The sequence below is a fragment of the Rhodospirillaceae bacterium genome (genome assembly GCA_018662005.1).
In the GTDB taxonomy this organism is placed as follows: Bacteria; Pseudomonadota; Alphaproteobacteria; order Rhodospirillales; family JABHCV01; genus JACNJU01.
The window spans coordinates 375,216-394,017 of the sequence record JABJHA010000004.1; the positions used below are offsets into that span (position 1 = coordinate 375,216).

Sequence of the window (18,802 nt, forward strand, 5' to 3'; positions counted from 1 at the left end):
TTGACGATCATATCCTGAACTCAAAATTTTGGAATGAAAAATCAGACCCCATTCCGCTATTTCAATACATCACCTGAAATTATCCGGCTTGCTGTGATGGCCCTCAATCTTTTCGTTGCCTTCCTGGTATTTGCTCCCAACGGTATTACCGGCGGGCGGTTTGAAAAGTTCAGGTGAATGAAGACTGGAGGTTTCTGTATTCTGGATCATTTGACGTTACATTGCCTCAATTGGCCCCGGATAGGATGGCAATGCCCGCGAATACGAGGGCAATTCCGAGCCATTGCGGCCCGTTGATACGCTCGCGTAAAATGATCCAGGCCAGCAGCACCGTGATTACACCGAAAGTCGATGCGGTTACGGCAGCCACTTCCGCGTTGGCTCCCTGACTGCCCGCGAAGAGCGCAATATAACCGCCGGAGTCCAACAAACCCTGCACTGTCAGAAACGGCCACCATCTAACTGGCAACGCAGGCGCACGCCGTCTTCCGGCGAAAATGAGAATAAGGGTCGCGAGGCTGACTAGACGGCCCATCCAAAGCGTCTGGATTTCGCCATAGATCGGCGCAGCGGCCTGACCGGCAACAACCAAAACCGCATAGGCAATACTGGATAGCACGGCGATAAGGACTGTCTTACGGAACTTCTTACGGATACGGCTGACTCCGGCGCCTCCAGTCTCCGCGCTCCACGCGACAATGGCGGCGCCGGCGATGGTCACGGCCATCGCGGCCCATTCAATCATTCCTGGCCGAACACCGCTAACGACAAAATAGAACAGCAGCACCAGGACCGGATGGGCAGCGACGATCGGTGCAACGACACTGACCGGTCCACGTGCCAACCCCAGATAAAGGAGTAGCGTCATCACGGTTGTCGCTGCACCGTTAATAGCCACCAGCCAAAGGCCGTGCGTGTCCCATACAATCTGCGCACCGGCGCCCCAAACCCATAGGCTGACCAGAGCCGTACTGGCAAGCAGCATACCGAGCAGTGCGTTATGGTGACCGATGGCACGGCTTGAAAACCGCCCCATAAAATCGGCCGATCCCAAGCCGACAGCACAGATGCCACCGAACAGAGCCGCATTCATGGTGACGCCTCCACTACCTTTCGCAGGCCGGCGGATAAGGTGTAGGCAATGTCCGCAATAGAGCAGTAAATCGGCCGGGCTCTCTGGGTCATTCAGTGTGGATTGTCCCCGATAAACTTGACAATTTCACTGGCAAAATCCTCCGGTGCATCCTGTTGTAGCCAATGAGAAGCGTTTTCGAGCCGGACCAGTGTGGCATTTGGAATTTCTTTAGCCAGTTTCTCTCCATCGTTAATTTTCTGCCACGGGTCATGTACACCCCACAACACCAAAGTCGGCGCTGAAATTTCACGATGGCGGTGAACCAGCATGGTGGTGTGATTGGTGTTGAGCGAACTGGCATTTCGAATGAGGCTAATCTTGCCTTCCTCGGTGCTATAGGGGGCGACGATATTGCGCTCAAATTCCGGCGTCAGGCGATCCAAGTTGTGTAAGCCATCCGGTAGGCCAGAAGCCACAAACGCGGCAATCTCAGTCGCCGGCTTGGAGCGCCAGTCCGGATTCCCCAAATCAATCATGTCGTCGATTGGCCAAGAATCGTAAGCGACTACGTTGGTTAACACCAACCGTTGGACCCGATCCGGGTGCTCAATGGCCATGATCAGGGCGACGCCGCCGCCAGTGTCATGCCCGACGATTGTTGCCTGGCTGATATCGAGCGCGTCCATGAAACTTAAGATCATTCGCGTCTGAGCACGGAGTGATCGATCGAACTGATCACGCTTGTCTGAGTAGCCGTGGCCAAGAAAATCCGGCGCTAAAACCCTGCAGTGCGGCTCAAGTAGCGGGATCACGTCGTGATACAAATAGGACCAGGTTGGAATACCGTGCAACAGGATAACCGGTTCACCCATTCCCACGTCGGTATAGGCAACCTCCAGCGGGACGTCAGCGAGATTGTCGAGGTTCAACTTTTTCTGGCGCGAAACGAACTGCTCAAAATCGTCGGTCATACCTTCTCTCATTATCTAACGGATTGATACCGCATTCAGAACTGCGCGGACTTCTCCGTCACCTCCTGATACCAGATCATCCGAGTTCCGATTTTGCCGCGCACTTTCCACTTCATGGATTTTGGAGTCGCCTCAATGGCATCTAAAAGGTCTTGAATGTGCGTACGAATGACATTTCCTTCATCTTCGCTGATCGCCGGGAATTCCTGAATGTGTTCCGGCACACGTTTCAGGTTGGTCGTGAATGTGTGATAAAAACCCCAGTCATGGGACATCATGTCACAGATATAACGAACATCAATGTGCTTGTTCCCATCGGCGGGCGAGCCCAGCGGATGCTCCAGCATCAGCACAAGCGTGTCTTTAAAATCTTTGAGGTTAATTTCAACGATCTGCATTTTCTCGAGCAGCAAATCGGTCGTAGATATGGTGGGCATATCGATATCCAGTCGCCCCTCAAACGGAATACGGTGGCAAAAATAAAGTTCATCGGCAAATACATCAACGTTCAGATTTGATTCAGGGTGAAGATAAATATGCCGTGTACCTTCCGAGGCGACATAGACGCCCTCATCAGGGACATAACCCTCACCGATAAGGAACTCTCGGATTTCCTGATTCTGGCTTTTTAAACCAGCAAAATCCACATCGGTCAAAACACGAGCCATATCGTCAAACAGGTGCAGATTTTTCGGGCACTGAATTCGATAAGCGATTGAGCCGAGGATTCGCAATTGAATTCCACGTTTCTCCGCTTCGCTGACCAACCGAAGGCCCTCATCGACAAATTCCAAGTGCAGGTTTTGGCTTTCTTCAGACATCAACCATCCTCTCGTTTGTTATCCGAAATATTATGCCATCGAGTCTCATTGAGCCCCGAAACCTTGTGGTTTCGGGGCTAGGGGAGATTGCGGATTGGCTCCGCATTATTATTCTATAGGAATTTCCTTGAACGCAAGGGTAACGTCGATGCCCTGCGCTTTTCGGATCTGCTTCATAACTGAATAGAAGACGAGGCCGATCACGAACACGCCGCCGACAATGGCAACCTGCTGCGGATCGTGTCCCGCCGCCGACGGATCAAGATACAGAGTCCAAAAATAGAACTGAGCAGCGGCACAACCCAACGTGCAGGCCACGGTCATCATTGGCAGTCCCATAATCTTCTTGGTCGCGATTGGTGATTTTTCGTAGATCTGCGGACGCAAGTAGGGGAAGAAGATCCCCGCGCCGAGAACGATACTCCACGCCAAAACCGCGGCTTCGATCAGGATCACAATGGCCGAGAAGAAGTCCGTGAAGACGAAAAGGGCCATGAACACGATAGTGACGAGCGTGCTGACGATGATAGCCACCACCGGCGTATGACGCGTTGGCGAAATTGTCGCCCACGCCTCAGGCGCGATCCGGTCGAACGACCATGCCACAATGGCGCGGACGCCGAACGTTTGCATTCCCGGTATCCACATCCACATCCAGAAGATGAAGCCTAGGGAAACCAAAACACAGACCACCGCCGATCCGGTTAACACGCCGGCCAGAAGCGTAATCGTCGGGTCAACTTGGACACCAACGCCTGTCAGAAGGTTAAAGGCCGCGGTGCCGAGGAACTCGTAACCGAACACATCTAGGCACAACGTAATGGTGATGACCCAGATAATGGTCGCCAAAATTATCGCACCCAGCATGCCATAGGTCTGCGACTTCTCGACAGACTTCACTTCGCCGCCAATGGCAATGGAAAAAGCGGCGCCAATCAACGGCAGGAAGGGCCAATTGGAAACCAACCACGTCTGGTTCCAGTCGATGTTCCCGTCCCATCCCCATCCGGCTTCCTTGCCCGATGCAATAATCGCCTGATAGGGCTCCTTGGTTTCCAGAATTGGGCTCATCAGTGTATTGAAGCTTGCGATAAATTCCTCGTTGGATCCGCCCATCAGAACGGCGATCAGCAGGATAGAGCCAAGAATTGCTGCGGACAGAACGAACCGTTGGGTCGCCAAATAAAACCGCATGCCCGATGACAGGATAATGCCCGACAGAATTAGAATTGCCGAACCGATAATAAATGTCGGCCACGGCTCCAGAACCCACGCACCGGCGTTTACCCATGCATCGCTGCCGGTCAGATATCCGATGAACGTGAAGGCCGGCGAAATACCGAGAAGGATGATCCAGTACGCCGCGATCGCGCAATAGAAAAGCCACGCGGTGATTTCCACCAGACTCAGGGTCAGGGCGAGACCAGGTGGCAGAATACGCGATGCGAATACATAGATGCCACCAGATCTGGGCAGCGTCGTGGACCAAGTGATAAATCCGAACGCAATGCAGCACATCATTGCCGCTGCAAGCAGACAGGCCCAGATGAGATCGCCGCCCGGGTAGAATGCGGGCCCGTAAAGCATAATGCTCGCGACGCCAAGTCCGACGCTGACGAGACCGAGATTGTAAATAAAGGTATCCAGTCCGCTCGCCGTCCGAATCAATCCGGACGCCTTGCGAAGAAAAATCCTTTGTTCGCCTCCTGTATCTTCTGACATATCTTTGTCCCCTTTTGTTGTTTCAAAGTCTTAGGCCAGATGGGTGTTTGCGCACATTAACCTTGTGTCAATTGGACGCTTGTCACCTCGCCTTCGCTGAGGGTCACCAACACGCCTTGCAGGATTCCCTCCGGATATACACTGCCGGGATTGACGCATGTGGTCCTCCCGATCTTAATGTTGCCGCGGCCTTCATGAATGTGACCGTGGATTCCCAATACCGGTTGATGTTCCTCGATCACCTTGTACAAAGCACTGCTCCCGGCCTGCATGGACACCGGGTTGCCCATGTCAAACACGACCTGAAGGTTTTCATCGAGCTTTGGACAGCGATCGAGCACCGTGCCATGGGGTGGCACGTGCACATTGAAAATACATTTTTCCATGTTCTTCACCTGCGGCAACAGCACAGCGAACTTCGCTTCATATTCCTCCTCGGAATATTCACGCTCGGTATCCCAAGGCGTCTTGGTGGATCCGCCGCAGTGCAAAATCTCATAACCCTTGAACTCAGTAATCTCCATTTCATGGTACTGGATGTGAGACGCGTTATTGAGTATCGGGTCGATCTCAAAGAAATCGTCATTGCCGGGGCTTGTGATCAGCGGGATGTCCGTACCGGTCAACTTTTCCGCCGCATAGTCGGCCCATTCCTGAACACGTTCGACAACGAGTTTCTTGAACAGCGTATGCTGGGCTTCGGGGTCATTCTTGATGGTCTGGAACTCGGATTCCGTCATGACCGTGGGATAGAACCCCTGATTGTTAACTCGTTTAATGAATTCGTCGAGTTCATCCTGGGAATCCATCGTGACTTCGTCGCCGGTTTGAAATCCCTTGAAAGTTCCATCTGTCTGTTCGGTGATCGGGATAACCGCCTTGCCGGTCAGATCGCCGCCCATGACTAAGAGGTCGGCACCATAAAATTTTGCGCCGTTAACGAATTTCTTGAAACAGATGGAGGAACCGTGCAAGTCGGATGCAAAGAATATTACAACCTTATCGCCTGCGTCCTTTTTCTTCTTATTCCAAAACATCGAAACCTTCCCCCTCAGAACTTGGTCAGATACTTATCTATCTCCCAGCTAGAGACTTGGTTGTGGAAATCCCACCATTCATCGCTCTTGAGATCGACATAGGATTTCTTAAGCTCAGCCCCCAACACCTGCTCGGCGAGAGGGTCCGCATCAAACGCCTCGATCGCTTCCAGCAACGTCCTGGGCAGGAGTTCAACTTTCTCTTGTTCAAGTTGTTCGTCACTTTGTTCGTACATGTTGATGTCGAGTGGATCACCCGGGTCGAGATCTTGCTCGATACCGTTCAGGCCGGCGCCCAGCATCATTGCCGCCGCCAGATACGGGTTCATCGCGGTATCAACGGCGCGGCATTCCCAGCGGGCGCTGGACAGATAGGCGCCTTCGTCCGGATTGGCGGCGCCCTCTACCTCGGGACGCAATTTTGGCACCCGCAGCATATGGGTCCGGTTGTTACCACCATACGAGATGAATACCGGTGCCCAGGTATAGCCAGTCATGGAGCCGGTTTTGACCAGGCGTTTGTACGAATTCACCGTTGGGCAGGTTGTCGCAACGATGGCCTTGGCGTGTTTCTTAATTCCACCAAGGAACTGATAGGCGACCTTCGATAACCCACAGCCACGTGGATCGCGGCTGTCACCGCTTATGTTCTTTCCCGTTTCCAACGATGTCAACGACATGTTGAAATGCGCTCCACTGCCCGTGCGATCTATATAAGGCTTTGGCATGAACGTCGCTTCCCAACCATGACGGCGGGCAATTTCCTTGGTCAGCAGCCGCCATAGCACAAAGCGATCGGCCATGGTGAGTACGTCAGCATAAGCAAAGTCGAATTCGTATTGACCATTAGCGTCTTCATGATCAAATGAATATACATCCCACCCCAGTTCGTTCATGTAGCTAACGACTTCGTCGAGATATTCCATTGCCTCAAGTGTCAGGGTAAAATCGTATGCTGCCTTCGACATTGTATCGTTTGGATTGTGCGGCTTGATGATGCCATCGCTGTTATCGACGACATAGAGTTCGCATTCGATCCCCAAGTTTAAACCATAACCCATTTTGGCGGCGCGCTCGACCTGCTGGCTGAGCAGGGTGCGCGAGCACATGTGCCATGGATCATCGTGGTATTTCAGATTGCCGGGGCACCAGGCGATCTCGGGACGCCAAGGCAATTGGGTGACAGCGCTCGCATCAGGGTGGATCGCCAGTTCGTCGTCGTTGGGGCCCTGCCCAAGTCCGTCCAGGGCCGCACCGGTAAATAATTCGGAACCCCGCATCATCCGTTCGAAATGGTGAACGGGAACGGTTTTACCTTTCGGTATGCCATGCGCATCGACATAGGAAGCGAAACAGTACTTAACGCCCTTTTTGATCAATTCCTCTTGTTGGCGCGCCCAGTCAGCCCCGGATTTTTTGCTTTGTTTACTTTTGTTCGAGATTTTTTCACTCATATAAATTGATTTCCAAATTGTGCACTAAACCATTTTAAAGGCTCGGATGCACGTTAACGCGGCGTGATAATTCCGCATTTTCGTCTATTGACAGTATTCTAAAAAAACAACCACTCCCCCTCTAGTCTCCTACCTTTTGCCCGAATTATTTGCTTCGTTCAACTGGCAATTGGCCCTCAATCCTGCTTCCGGTGGAGATGGTTTTTTCATAAGAACCATCCTTCTCATGGAGACGACATGACTATCGAGCAGAATTAAGAATGTAGGAGAATAATTAATTAGTCAATTAATTAAGAGAGTGCCTACCGTCACTTCTCACCAATATTAAGATCGAAAGGTTTAAATACTGACGCTCGTGGGCCAGGGATTACTGCCTGCTTGGTCGTCGGAACCAAGCTGAGTCCAAATCTGCCGGCGCAGGGCCACAACCGCCTGATCGAGGTCGAAATCGTCGAGAATGACACCCCGCACCATAACGCCGTCCAAATGAGTTGAAATAAATTGTGCAAGCGAATTTGGGTCAACAGGCGCGAACAGGCCTTGTTGAATCCCCAGACGAATACATTCGGAGAGAATGCGCTTTTCTTCGTCATAGAATTGACGAATTTGGCGGTCAATGGCCGGAATTTTTGTCTCTGACCCTGTATAGTCCAGACTGACTTTCACGAACTTATGAATCGGTGCGTACAACTGAACATGATTGTTTAGCCAGTTGTCGATAATATCGGCGGGATTATCGTGGAGGGCTTGGAGATGGCTAAAATTTTTGAAAGCCTGATCAACAGCAAACTCAATTGCCGCACGAAATAGGTCCTCCTTGCTTTCAAAGTAGTAGTAGATCAACGCGGTATTAACCCCGGCGGAATTGGCGATATCCTTGATTGTCACCGAGGCGAAATTGCGCTCGGCAAATAGGTCAAGCGCGGCCGAGGCGAGTTCCTCACTACGTTCGAAGCGAGCCTTGCGCGATGCGCCAGATGGACGTCCGCGCGGGCTTGATTTCTGTGTTTGAAGGTTCTGCTTTGCCACGAGTTCTCTCTTGTCCGGTCAATGATCTGCCTTCGGTTCTGGTATGGCTCACGCGTCCTGCTTGGTGATATACCGCTGGTAGATAAATCACATTGTCGACAGGAATAACAGGCCTAATGGAACGGCCTTTGGCAACAGCGCCAAAGTGGCGAATTTTTAGAAAGGCTTGGTTCCTTAACGAATTCCTATCGACTCCCCGAGGCGGAGTTGACCAGCGACACCATAAGTTTAATCACTTGCCATACCAATGGGCTTTCATGCAGACTTCCTCAATATTAATTAATTGTCTAGTTAAAAAAAATCAAGGGAGAATGGTATGCCTGAGGGGGAAAGCAGACGCCATGCGGCAAACGAAGAGTCATTTCGTCACCTGTGCGAGGCCGATCCGGTACTGGTAGATGTGCTTCCGGCTATCGATGTCGTACCCGGCATGACCCGCGAAACGATCCTGACGTCAGGACCGCCAATGCCGTGGAAAGATTATATCGGCGGTCAGCGCGATGCTATCATTGGCGCTGCCTTATTTGAAGGCGTTGCGGACTCAGCTGAGGAAGCAGACAACAAATTTTCTTCCGGTGAACTGCAGGTCGATGGTTGCCACGACTACAAATGTGTCGGTTCGCTTGCCGGTGTATATTCGGCTTCCATGCCGGTGTTCGTAGTTGAAAACCGAGCCGGTGGAAACACGGCCTTCTGCAATATGTATGAAGGTACCAATCCGCGGCGACTGAACTACGGTGTCTACGACGAAGGCGTCAAAGAGCGCTTGCTTTTCGTTAACGATGTCATCGCGCCGGTAATTGGTGAGACTGTACGTCAAGCGGGCGGTGTTCCCCTCAAGCCTCTGATGAAGCGGGCACTTCACATGGGCGACGAATTGCACAGCCGCAGCACCGCAGCTTCGCTGCTACTGACACGTGAAATTTTTCCACACATGCTTGATCAGGTTGCCGACAACCACGAAGGCGTTGCGCAAACGCTTAACGCCCTGACGGAAGACCATTATTTCTTTCTCCGCCTGTCCATGGCGGCGGCGAAAGCCACGGCTGATCACGCACACGGGATCGAAGGGTCGAGCATGGTCACGGCAATGGCTTTCAACTGCCAGGGATTCGCAATTCGAGTTAGCGGCCTAGGCGACACATGGTTCAAGGGACCGCATGCGGACGTCCAAGCGAAGCTTTTCGATGGACACACCGAGGATGAAATTGCCTGGATGGGCGGCGAGAGTACGATTACCGAAACCATCGGTCTAGGCGGTTTTGCCCAAGCTTGCGCGTTTGCCCTACAGCAGTATCAAGGCGGCTCTGCCGAAGCCATGATCAAGCGAAACGAAGAGTTGTATCGGATAACGATTGGTGAGAACCCGGACTACCACATTCCGGTTCTCGGCTACCGCGGCACACCTACGGGCATAAACATATTTGAAGTTTGCGACACCGGTATTTTGCCTGCCATGGACATCGGCATTGCCGGAAAGGATGGCGGTCAAATCGGTGCCGGACTGGTCCGCGCACCGAAGCAATGTTTTACAGACGCCGCAAAGGCCTATAACGAACGTTACGGCGGGCACTGACACCTCCCTCCCGGTAGCGGCCAACGAAGAATGCGAAGCTTCAAGCCGTGCAGATCAGCCGTTATCATTTGTTTCGATTAGGGTCTTTCCAAGGAGGCGCTTTTGAGCGGCTACAAGACCTTTCAATTGGGCGATACAGAACTGCAATCAGGCGCGGTTCTGCCCAATGCAAAGCTAACCTACCAGACATACGGCGAGCTGAACCCCGCACGGGACAACGTCATTGTTCTACCGACGTTTTACACGGGCACGCACATGCGAAACGAAGGCTTCTTCGGACCCGGCCGCGCCATGGACCCAGCGCGCCACTTCATCGTATCGGTCGACATGTTTGGAAACGGTTATTCGTCATCGCCCAGCAACACATCCACACCCCTAGACGGGCCTCGGTTTCCGAACATCACTCTATTTGACAACATTGCCTGCCAACACCGCCTGCTGACCGAGGAACTGGGTGTCGAAAGCATCGCCCTTGTCGCCGGATGGTCCGTCGCTGGGTGTCAATCCTATCAGTGGGCGGCGCAATATCCGGATATGGTTCGCGCCATTGTGCCATTCTGTGCCTCGGCGAAGGCATCACCACACAATATCGTTTTCCTTGACGGTGTGAAGGCGGCACTGCAAGCCGATGCGGCTTGGAACGAAGGTGATTATGACAATCAACCGGAACGAGGGTTGCGCGCATTCGGACGCGTTTACGCGGGATGGGCCTTTTCTCAAACCTTCTACCGGGAAGGTCTTTACCGGGAACTCGGATTTGAAACATTCGAAGACTTGCTTATGGACTGGGAGGAAGATCACCTCAACTGGGACGCAAATGATTTGCTGTCCAAAATTTGGACGTGGCAGAACACTGATATCAGCGCCAATAATCTTTATGGCGGAGATTTCGAAGCAGCGCTCGGCGCCATTAAGGCCAGGGCTGTTCTGGTTCCCTGCAGTGATGATCTTTATTTTCCGCCGGAAGATAATGCCATTGAGATCCGGCACATGCAGAACGCAGAACTACGAACTTATAAATCACCTTGGGGACATTGCGTCGCCAGTCCGGGTAATGATCCGGGGTTCGAGCAATTTTTGGATGATTGCATCCTGCAGGCAACCGGAAAATAAAGACTCTGCTGACCCAGACTAATAGGTCCAGTTTACCACCATGACATAGCTCCCCAGAGCCGATGTCCCAAGTCCAACATCCATCCTCAGCGAGTGATCAGTTTTTGGATGGGTGCGAACAGCGTAGGTTGCCGGAAAAACAATTTCGACAGAAAAAACAGCCATCGCGCAATCTGTTCATTTAATTGGAAACCGAAAAACAAAACGGCTCCACCAAACAGAGGCAGGATTGCTGTGTGACCTATTTTCCACGTGGTGCCATGGGCCAGGACACTTCCTGGTAGCGCATTGCCGAGATCATCACGACAGCACCGCCCTTTGACGAAGAAGACTATTCCGGCCGCATAACTTTATCGCGGTGACCGATCTTGCCGGCGGATACCATCGTTCCAAGCGTATCCAGGATGACCCGGCAAGCCAGTTGGGAAGTACTGTCGTTCACATCGTAGGGAGGTGAAACCTCCACCACTTCCATTGCGCACAGACCCTCTCGGGCAACAATACGTACCATTTCAAGCGCCTCACGCGGTGTGAACCCGCCCGGCTCCGGTGTCCCCGTGCCAGGTGCGAAACCGGGGTCAATGCTATCGATATCAAATGACAGATAAACTGCATCGGCGTCCTTCCACGCCAATTCTAGGGCTAGGTTTGCCGTCCCTTCGGTGCCTAACTCCTCAAAGTCCTTCATGGTTATCACGCTGGTTCCTCGATCCCGGGCCACTTCCGAACCTGGCCTATTTCCGTACCAACCGCCAATGCCAATCTGGACGAGATTTTTTGGCGGACAATTCGACAACCCGACATCGTGCATATGACTGTGATGCTGGTGCGTCTTAGAGTGATCCACACTTTCGTGATCATTGGTCGTCCAGTACCAAGGCGTCGTATGCATGCGTTCGTCCATATCGATGTCCTGGGTATCGAGATGACGGTCAAAATGGATGATGCCAACATTGCCATCGATGTGGGGTGCGACGCCACGAACATTGGGATAACCCAGGCTGTGATCCCCGCCAACGATAATGGGAAAGGCACCGGATGTGTAGATATGTGAAACAGCCTTTGATACCTGATCAAAGGTTTTCTCAATACTGCCCGGAATAACAAAGATGTCGCCAGCATCACACATGTCCAGTTCTTCAAAAAGATCGACGGCGCCATCCACACAGTAGCCATCGTATAAAGCAGATATTCGCCTGACGCCCTGGGGTCCAAACCGCGTTCCCGGTCGATAGGTCGTTCCACCATCAAAGGGCGCGCCGACGAATGCGGCTTCGTACTGTCCTACTTCACGAATGTCCTCGCAGTAGGGGGTCTTCATGAATGTATTGATCCCGGCAAACGCGGGTAGATGGCCCCGGCTAAACAGTGAGATTGTGCGGTCGTTGATCGAGTCCGCGGCTTCCAGCCCGAGTTCCAGCCCCCTCTCAATCTCCTCTTCCTGTTTGGTTTGCGAAATGCGTTCGAGACGCTTAAGGTTGCGGTTGCCGCGAAGTTCGCCGGTTTTTGGGTCAGGCATTTCTTGTACTCCATCGTTGACTAGTCATCGGCCCATCAGCCTGGGTTGACACACTCGACGCTAGCGCCAAAATGCTGGTGTTCCCGGGTCATCTGCCCAGACGCTTCCGGAACGGGCTGTATCGAGCTTGTAGTCCGTAGCGTTCACGCTAAAGAGGTTCCGCGCCAGTTCACGGGCAGCGGCGATCGGCTGATTAGGATCGGAATCGACGTCGCCTCGGCGATTGCCGATGCCGGTCACCTCCCCTACAAACATATGGTTGAGATAACGGGCCATTTCCTGCATCTGTTGCATGATGGCTAGACGAGCAGAAAAGTTGCTTTCTTCCGCGCTCAGCAGCAGCACGTTCCGTTTCCACTGCAGCCGCTCGACGACCCGGTCCGAAGCCGGATCCGACAGGGAGATGTAACAGAACATTCTGTCAAAAAATGTCTTGAGGATTCCGGAGATGCCGTACCACCAGATTGGAGTCGCAAAGACAAGAGCGTCCGCGTCGAGCACCTTGTCCATGAACAGCGTCCGATAGCCATCATCGATAGTACAGTTGCCGGCAGCATCCCGGCAAGTCCGGCAATCACGCAGAAAACCGGTCATATGATCGGCGATGTACACTAGTTCGCTGTCGCACCCGGATTCGAGTGCGCTCTTGTGAAACTCTAGCGCCAGACGCCAAGAGTTTCCGTCACGCCGAGGACTCGCGGCGAGGACAAGAACCTTGGACGGGTGGTTCTTAGGTTCAAAATTTGGATTCGGCATCTCGACTCCTCCGCGTCTTTCATAAAGGGTTGATCAGCCCCCTTTGACAGGTCCACTAAGAATGTTAGTGCATGACCGACCTTTGGTCCACCTGGATGATAGCACTGTCAGAGGAAAACCGTCTTTGACCGTATCTTAGCAAATCCATAAAATCATGGAATGAAAAATAAGAATCCGTTCCGCTATTTCGGTTTCAACAAGATTACCGTCAACATGCGGGTCAAGAGCAAGGCCAGTGTCGATGAACTCACCGATCTGGCGCTGTTCTCTCCGGTCTACGATATTATTTCGCCGGCGCTGCCGGTAGAGTTCACGCTCACCACATACTAAGTGAACGACAGTCGAAACGAACGGGCTGGCTTTATCGAAATGAACGATAAACCCGGCCCGTTTTTTTAAAGCAAAGTGACTTTATCCGGCCCGGGCGCTGATCCACTTTTCGATATCACGCCAGACGGTCTCGCCCTGCAGATCGCGGGTCAGCATATGGTAGCCGTTAGCGTAGAAGATCACTTGCCGGACGGCTTTGCCGGTTTCGGGCAACCGGGAAAGCATCAGCTGGGTCGGTCCCTTTGGGATAATTTCATCTTTTTCCCCGTACAGTATCAGCATGGGCAGATCAATTTTGTGGGCCGCTTGAAGGGCTGCATCCATCAGGTTTGTCAGCCCGTAGACCGCATCAACCCTTGTTTTTTTGATGATCAGTGGATCCCGGCCCAAGGCGCGGAGCATTTCAATATTGTCCGAAGCCATGATCTTGAGGCCCTGGCCCGTCAATTTGGCCCTTGGCATGATGTGGCTGGAAAGCCATAACGCGGTGGTCTGGTACCAGGGCATGGTTTCACGTCCCCAAACCGCCGGTGCGGATAATATGGCGCCGTCAATGTTCAGGGTCTGGTTCAGGTCGCGGGCTTTTTTCAAGGCTACCATAACAACGGCGCCCCCCATGCTTTCACCAAACAGATAGAGCGGCGTGTCCGGATGGCGGACCCGAACAAGGGCGATAATCGTTTCAAGATCCTGTGTTAAGGCTGCAACGCCGGGCCAGATTCCGGCCTCCGGGGTCGCGCCAAAGCCGCGTTGATCAAAGGCATAGGTGGCGACGCCGCGGCTCGTCAGAAAGCTTCCGGGTCCATCAAAGAAATTGCTGTAATCGTTAAAGCCGTGCACGGCGATGATAACGGCTGTCGGGTTTTGGTCTTCAGGCATCCACCTGCGCAGCGGCATACTTGACCCGTCATGGGCGATGAAATGATCACTGTTCAGACGCGGCATTGCTGTTTCATTCCTGGGTTGTTGAATATCTGGGGACGCGCAACCGCCCAGCATTGTCATCAGCATTAACGTGGCCACAGCCATTAATGCCCGGGACGCCATTAGCGGCCATCGCTTGTTGATGTCAGGGACAGAAAAATATCCTCAAGCTCGGCTTCTTTGGTCACCAGATCGGTAATGCTTAAACCCGCCTCAGCGATGGCGCCGAGGATTTCACCACTGTTGTTTTTGCTTGGCGGATAGCAGATACGCAGACGCTGATCACTTTTAAGTTCGACATTAAAGGGTTTCAGGGCTTCGGGAATGCCGGATAGTTTCTCGCCGACGGTGACGGTCATTTCCTTGGCGTCAAGCCTGCGCAACAGGGAGTCCGTTGCTTCACATGTAATCATTTTGCCGTGATCGATGATGGCGATGGTGTCACACAGTTGTTCGGCTTCTTCCAGATAATGGGTGGTCAGCAGCACCGTTGTTCCCTGTTCGTTGAGCTGGCGCACGTATGACCATAATTGACGGCGCAGGTTGACGTCGACCCCCGCCGTGGGTTCATCAAGCACCAGCACCGGGGGGCTGTGGACCATTGCCTTGGCGACCAGCAGGCGGCGACGCATCCCACCTGAAAGGGTGCGCGCATAGGCATCGGCCTTGTCGAGAAGACCGACGGCTTCCAGGATTTCATCGGAACGCCGGGCACGCGCCGGAACACCGTAGAGACCGGCCTGCAATTCAAGGGATTCCCGGGGCGTGAAGAAAGGATCAATATTCAATTCCTGGGGCACGATGCCAATTGACCTGCGGGCTGCGCGCATGTTGGCTTCGATGTCGTAACCCCAGATGCTGGCGCTGCCTGATGTCGGGATTACCAAACCGGCAAGAATGTTGATCAGGGTCGATTTACCGGCACCGTTTGGACCTAACAGGCCGAAAAACGAGCCTCGCGGAATGTTCAAGGAGACGGCGTCCAGGGCGGGTTCTTGAGCGACGCCATTGCCGCCATCGTAGGTTTTGCTCAAATTGATGGTTTGGACCGCATTGTCTGTCATCGGGGTTGGCCAGCCTTTATCGTCAAAGAAGAAAATCGTATCACATGCGGGCTTTGAATGTCTGGCGGCAATCGCTATCATTGAAAGCTCGAAACATATTATGTCATAGGGTGCGCCATGGAAGTCGAAGAAACCATTATCGTCGAACAATCAAGCGTCAGCTGTGACGGCGACGGCGGGCCGCTGGGCCATCCCAGGGTTTATCTGCAAATAGGCAATGATGGTGAAATCGTCTGCCCGTATTGTTCGCGCACCTATAAACTTGCCGAGGGCGCGAGCCAGGCCGCCGGCCACTAATCCCCCGTGTCAAAAAAAGATTCATTATCCGATCCGCGCCACGTTTTCCTGATCGATGGCTCAGGATTCCTGTTTCGCGCCTACTACGGCATCAAGCAACGTATGACCCGGGCCGACGGCACCCTGGTCAATGCCGTGCACGGCTTCACGACAATGCTGATGAAGCTGATTGATGATACAGACGCCGACCACATCGCGGTTATTTTTGATAGCGCCCGCAAGACCTTCCGCAATGACATCTACCCCGAATACAAGGCCAACCGCGACGCCCCGCCCGATGACCTGATTCCACAATTCGAGCTGGTCCGCGAGGCGACCCGCGCGCTCAACGTCGCCTGCGTCGATATGCCCGGCTTTGAGGCCGATGACCTGATCGCCACCTACGCCAGGCTGGCCAAGGAAGGCGGCGCTGACGTCACCGTGGTTTCTTCTGACAAGGACTTGATGCAACTGGTTGATGACAAGGTGACCATGTTCGACGCCATGAAAAACAGGGAAATCGGGCCTGAACAGGTGATGGAAAAATTTGGCGTCGGCCCGGACCGGGTGATCGAAGTGCAGGCCCTGGCTGGTGACGCGTCCGATAACGTTCCCGGCGTTCCCGGTATCGGTCTTAAAACGGCAGCCTTGTTGGTTAATGAATACGGTGACATGGAAGGGGTGCTGGCCCACGCCGGGGAGATCAAGCAGCCGAAGCGTCGGCAAAGCCTGATCGATCATGCAGAAGGCGCCCGTATTTCCAAAGAACTGGTGACCCTGAAAACAGATGTCCCGATCGACGTTCCTTTAAGTGACTTCGCCATAAAGCAGCCGGACGGGGTGGAGCTGCTTGCCTTCCTCGCCGCACAGGATTTCAAGAAACTGACGGAGCGGGTGAAAAGCCGTTATGGCTTTGAGACTGCTGGTGAAGATTTGCCCGCCGCTGCCGCTGAAGATATCAAGGCCACTTACCAGCTGGTTCAGGATCTTGAGGCACTGGAGAACTGGCTTAGCCAATCCCGCGAAAAGGGTGTCGTTGCTGTTGATACGGAAACCACTTCTCTGGACGCAACCCAGGCCGAATTGGTCGGCGTGTCCCTTTCCACCGGGCCCGGCCGGGCCTGCTATATCCCGCTTGCCCACAAGGCGCCTGCGGCCCAAGGCATGTTTGATCTGGGCGACGGCGGTTCTGAAATTGGTGCGGACGATGGCCCCGAGCAGGTGGCCTTTGATCAGGCCCTGAAGTGCCTCAGCGATTTGTTTGCCGACCCAAGCGTTTTGAAAGTGGGCCACAACATCAAGTACGACGCCCAGGTGCTGGCCAACTATGGCATTATTTTGAACGCCATCGATGACACCATGGTGCTTTCGTATGTTCTTGAAGGCGGCTTGCATGGTCATGGTCTTGATGAACTGGCGATGCTGCATTGTGATCATTCGACGATTAAATTCAAGGAAGTGGCGGGTGCCGGCAAGGCGCAGGTGACGTTTGATTACGTCAGCCTTGAGGCGGCGCTGGACTATGCCGCCGAAGACGCCGACATCACGGCCCGCCTGCACGGACTTCTCAAACCGCGTCTGGTCGACGAAGCCATGGTCACCGTTTACGAGACGCTGGAGCGGCCCCTGATTGGTGTGCTCGTGGATATGGAGCGCCACGGCATTAAAGTTGATGCGGTTGAGCTGAAACGCCTGAGCACCGATTTTGAAGCCCGTCTGGGCGATTTGGAAATTGAAATTCATGGCCTTGCCGGACACGACTTTAATGTCGGTTCACCCAAACAGCTTGGTGAAGTGCTGTTCGATGAAATGGATTTACCGGGCGGTAAAAAAGGCAAGACAGGCGCCTATGCTACCGGTGCGGAAATCCTTGAAAAACTGGCCGGTGATGGTCACGCCCTACCGCAAAAGGTTCTCGACTGGCGGCAACTGGCGAAACTGAAGAGCACCTATACGGACGCCCTGATCGCCCAGATTCATCCCGGCACCGGCCGGGTTCATACCTCGTATTCCATGGCCGGAACCTCGACCGGCAGGCTGGCATCATCAAATCCAAATCTGCAAAATATTCCGGTGCGCTCAGAAGAAGGCCGCAAGATCAGGAACGCCTTTATCGCCGAAGAAGGCTGTCAGTTACTAAGCGCCGATTACTCACAAATTGAACTCAGGTTGCTGGCCCATGTCGCCGGTATAGACACCCTGATCGATGCCTTCAAATCCGGCGAGGATATTCACGCGCTGACCGCCTCACAGGTCTTCGGGGTGCCGGTCGAAGGCATGGACCCGATGGTGCGCCGACAGGCCAAGGCGATTAACTTCGGCATTATCTATGGTATTTCAGCCTTCGGTCTGGCCCGTCAGCTGGATATTTCCAATGGCGCGGCCTCTGACTACATCAACGCCTATTTCGAGCGCTATCCGGGCATTCGCACCTACATGGATCAAACCAAGGAAGAGGCACGTAATCAGGGCTATGTTACGACCCTGTTTGGCCGCAAGTGCCATGTCCGCGGAATCGATGACAAAGCGCCGCAGATGCGCGCCTTCGCCGAACGCGCCGCCATCAACGCGCCCATTCAGGGCGGTGCTGCCGATATTATCAAGCGGGCGATGATCGCCATGCCGGGTGCTTTGAGCCAGGCGGGTTTAAATGCCAAAATGTTGCTTCAGGTCCACGATGAACTGATCTTCGAGGTGCCGGATGAAGAAATCGAGGTAACGTCAGGCGTGGTTAAGAAAACTATGGAAAATGCAGCCCATCTGGATGTTCCATTGATTGTTGATGTCGGCATCGGCCATAATTGGAATGACGCCCATTAAAGTGGATTGGAGAGGCAGTGCCCAAGGAACTGAGAAAACTGGTTTTCGATGACGCCGAACTGCGGGCCGCCGCTTACGATTATTGCTTGCGTAACAGCGTCAATATCCCGCAAGCGCCTGTCGATGAAGTATTGGTCAGCGATAATGATGCCAGTGTTCTGGTGCTCAGGTTTTCTGGCTCTTCGACGTTGGAAGTGGAATTCAAGAAGTCATGTAGGGCGTAATCAGCTATCCTCTGTCATCATTTGCGACATCGGAGGGACAGGCAATGGATGCTCAGGATGTATTGGCTCTTGGCCTCGGGGTTACGCCACC

The 18,802-nt window shown here is 53.4% G+C and carries 18 protein-coding genes; 7 read left to right on the top strand and 11 right to left on the bottom strand.

The window, feature by feature from the left end; all coding sequences use genetic code 11:
* The first annotated feature begins 33 nt into the window (after positions 1–33).
* A complete protein-coding gene (locus tag HOL66_03095; protein MBT5243213.1) occupies positions 34–177 on the top strand; it encodes a hypothetical protein in 144 nt (47 codons plus the stop codon).
* Between the two features lie 49 nt (positions 178–226).
* Here the strand turns inward: HOL66_03095 and HOL66_03100 are convergent, their stop codons facing one another.
* The 7 genes from HOL66_03100 to HOL66_03130 form a co-directional block, all read right to left on the bottom strand.
* Positions 227–1,093 carry a DMT family transporter gene (locus HOL66_03100; GenBank protein MBT5243214.1) on the bottom strand — a complete coding sequence of 289 codons (867 nt, stop codon included), beginning with the start codon at positions 1,091–1,093 and terminating at the stop codon, positions 227–229.
* Positions 1,094–1,185: 92 nt separating this feature from the next.
* Positions 1,186–2,046, bottom strand: a complete 861-nt coding sequence (locus HOL66_03105; protein MBT5243215.1) for an alpha/beta hydrolase — start codon at positions 2,044–2,046, stop codon at positions 1,186–1,188.
* Between the two features lie 35 nt (positions 2,047–2,081).
* A complete protein-coding gene (locus HOL66_03110) occupies positions 2,082–2,870 on the bottom strand; it encodes a hypothetical protein (GenBank protein ID MBT5243216.1) in 789 nt (262 codons plus the stop codon).
* 105 nt (positions 2,871–2,975) lie between these two features.
* A complete protein-coding gene (locus HOL66_03115) occupies positions 2,976–4,589 on the bottom strand; it encodes an APC family permease (protein MBT5243217.1) in 1,614 nt (537 codons plus the stop codon).
* A 56-nt stretch (positions 4,590–4,645) separates the two neighbouring features.
* Positions 4,646–5,626: a metallophosphoesterase gene (locus HOL66_03120; protein MBT5243218.1), complete on the bottom strand. Its 981-nt coding sequence runs from the start codon at positions 5,624–5,626 to the stop codon at positions 4,646–4,648.
* A gap of 14 nt (positions 5,627–5,640) precedes the next feature.
* The gene (glnT, locus tag HOL66_03125; protein MBT5243219.1) at positions 5,641–7,080 is read right to left on the bottom strand and encodes a type III glutamate--ammonia ligase; all 1,440 of its coding nucleotides are present in this window, start codon (positions 7,078–7,080) and stop codon (positions 5,641–5,643) included.
* Positions 7,081–7,419: 339 nt separating this feature from the next.
* Entirely contained in the window at positions 7,420–8,109 is a 690-nt protein-coding gene (locus tag HOL66_03130) for a TetR/AcrR family transcriptional regulator (protein MBT5243220.1), read from the bottom strand.
* A gap of 316 nt (positions 8,110–8,425) precedes the next feature.
* Between HOL66_03130 and HOL66_03135 the strand changes: the two genes are divergently transcribed.
* Both HOL66_03135 and HOL66_03140 read left to right on the top strand, forming a co-directional pair.
* Entirely contained in the window at positions 8,426–9,685 is a 1,260-nt protein-coding gene (locus HOL66_03135) for a DUF1116 domain-containing protein (protein MBT5243221.1), read from the top strand.
* 102 nt (positions 9,686–9,787) lie between these two features.
* Positions 9,788–10,798 (top strand): alpha/beta fold hydrolase, encoded by a 1,011-nt coding sequence (locus HOL66_03140; GenBank protein ID MBT5243222.1) that lies wholly within the window; start codon positions 9,788–9,790, stop codon positions 10,796–10,798.
* Positions 10,799–11,129: 331 nt separating this feature from the next.
* Here HOL66_03140 and HOL66_03145 read toward each other — a convergent pair whose 3' ends face one another.
* Together HOL66_03145 and HOL66_03150 are read right to left on the bottom strand one after the other, a co-directional pair.
* A complete protein-coding gene (locus HOL66_03145; GenBank protein ID MBT5243223.1) occupies positions 11,130–12,317 on the bottom strand; it encodes an agmatinase family protein in 1,188 nt (395 codons plus the stop codon).
* Positions 12,318–12,377: 60 nt separating this feature from the next.
* A complete protein-coding gene (locus HOL66_03150) occupies positions 12,378–13,073 on the bottom strand; it encodes a flavodoxin family protein (protein ID MBT5243224.1) in 696 nt (231 codons plus the stop codon).
* A 159-nt stretch (positions 13,074–13,232) separates the two neighbouring features.
* Between HOL66_03150 and HOL66_03155 the strand changes: the two genes are divergently transcribed.
* A complete protein-coding gene (locus tag HOL66_03155; GenBank protein MBT5243225.1) occupies positions 13,233–13,403 on the top strand; it encodes a hypothetical protein in 171 nt (56 codons plus the stop codon).
* An 81-nt stretch (positions 13,404–13,484) separates the two neighbouring features.
* Here HOL66_03155 and HOL66_03160 read toward each other — a convergent pair whose 3' ends face one another.
* Together HOL66_03160 and HOL66_03165 are read right to left on the bottom strand one after the other, a co-directional pair.
* Positions 13,485–14,348: an alpha/beta hydrolase gene (locus tag HOL66_03160; GenBank protein ID MBT5243226.1), complete on the bottom strand. Its 864-nt coding sequence runs from the start codon at positions 14,346–14,348 to the stop codon at positions 13,485–13,487.
* Between the two features lie 101 nt (positions 14,349–14,449).
* Complete coding sequence (locus tag HOL66_03165; protein ID MBT5243227.1) at positions 14,450–15,391, bottom strand: ABC transporter ATP-binding protein; 942 nt, start codon at positions 15,389–15,391, stop codon at positions 14,450–14,452.
* Between the two features lie 117 nt (positions 15,392–15,508).
* Between HOL66_03165 and HOL66_03170 the strand changes: the two genes are divergently transcribed.
* Genes HOL66_03170 through HOL66_03180 form a run of 3 tightly spaced genes read left to right on the top strand, consistent with a single transcriptional unit; the run spans position 15,509 to position 18,711 of the window.
* Entirely contained in the window at positions 15,509–15,688 is a 180-nt protein-coding gene (locus HOL66_03170; protein ID MBT5243228.1) for a zinc-finger domain-containing protein, read from the top strand.
* Positions 15,689–15,694: 6 nt separating this feature from the next.
* Entirely contained in the window at positions 15,695–18,487 is a 2,793-nt protein-coding gene (polA, locus tag HOL66_03175) for a DNA polymerase I (protein MBT5243229.1), read from the top strand.
* A 17-nt stretch (positions 18,488–18,504) separates the two neighbouring features.
* Entirely contained in the window at positions 18,505–18,711 is a 207-nt protein-coding gene (locus HOL66_03180; protein ID MBT5243230.1) for a hypothetical protein, read from the top strand.
* Positions 18,712–18,802: the final 91 nt, after the last annotated feature.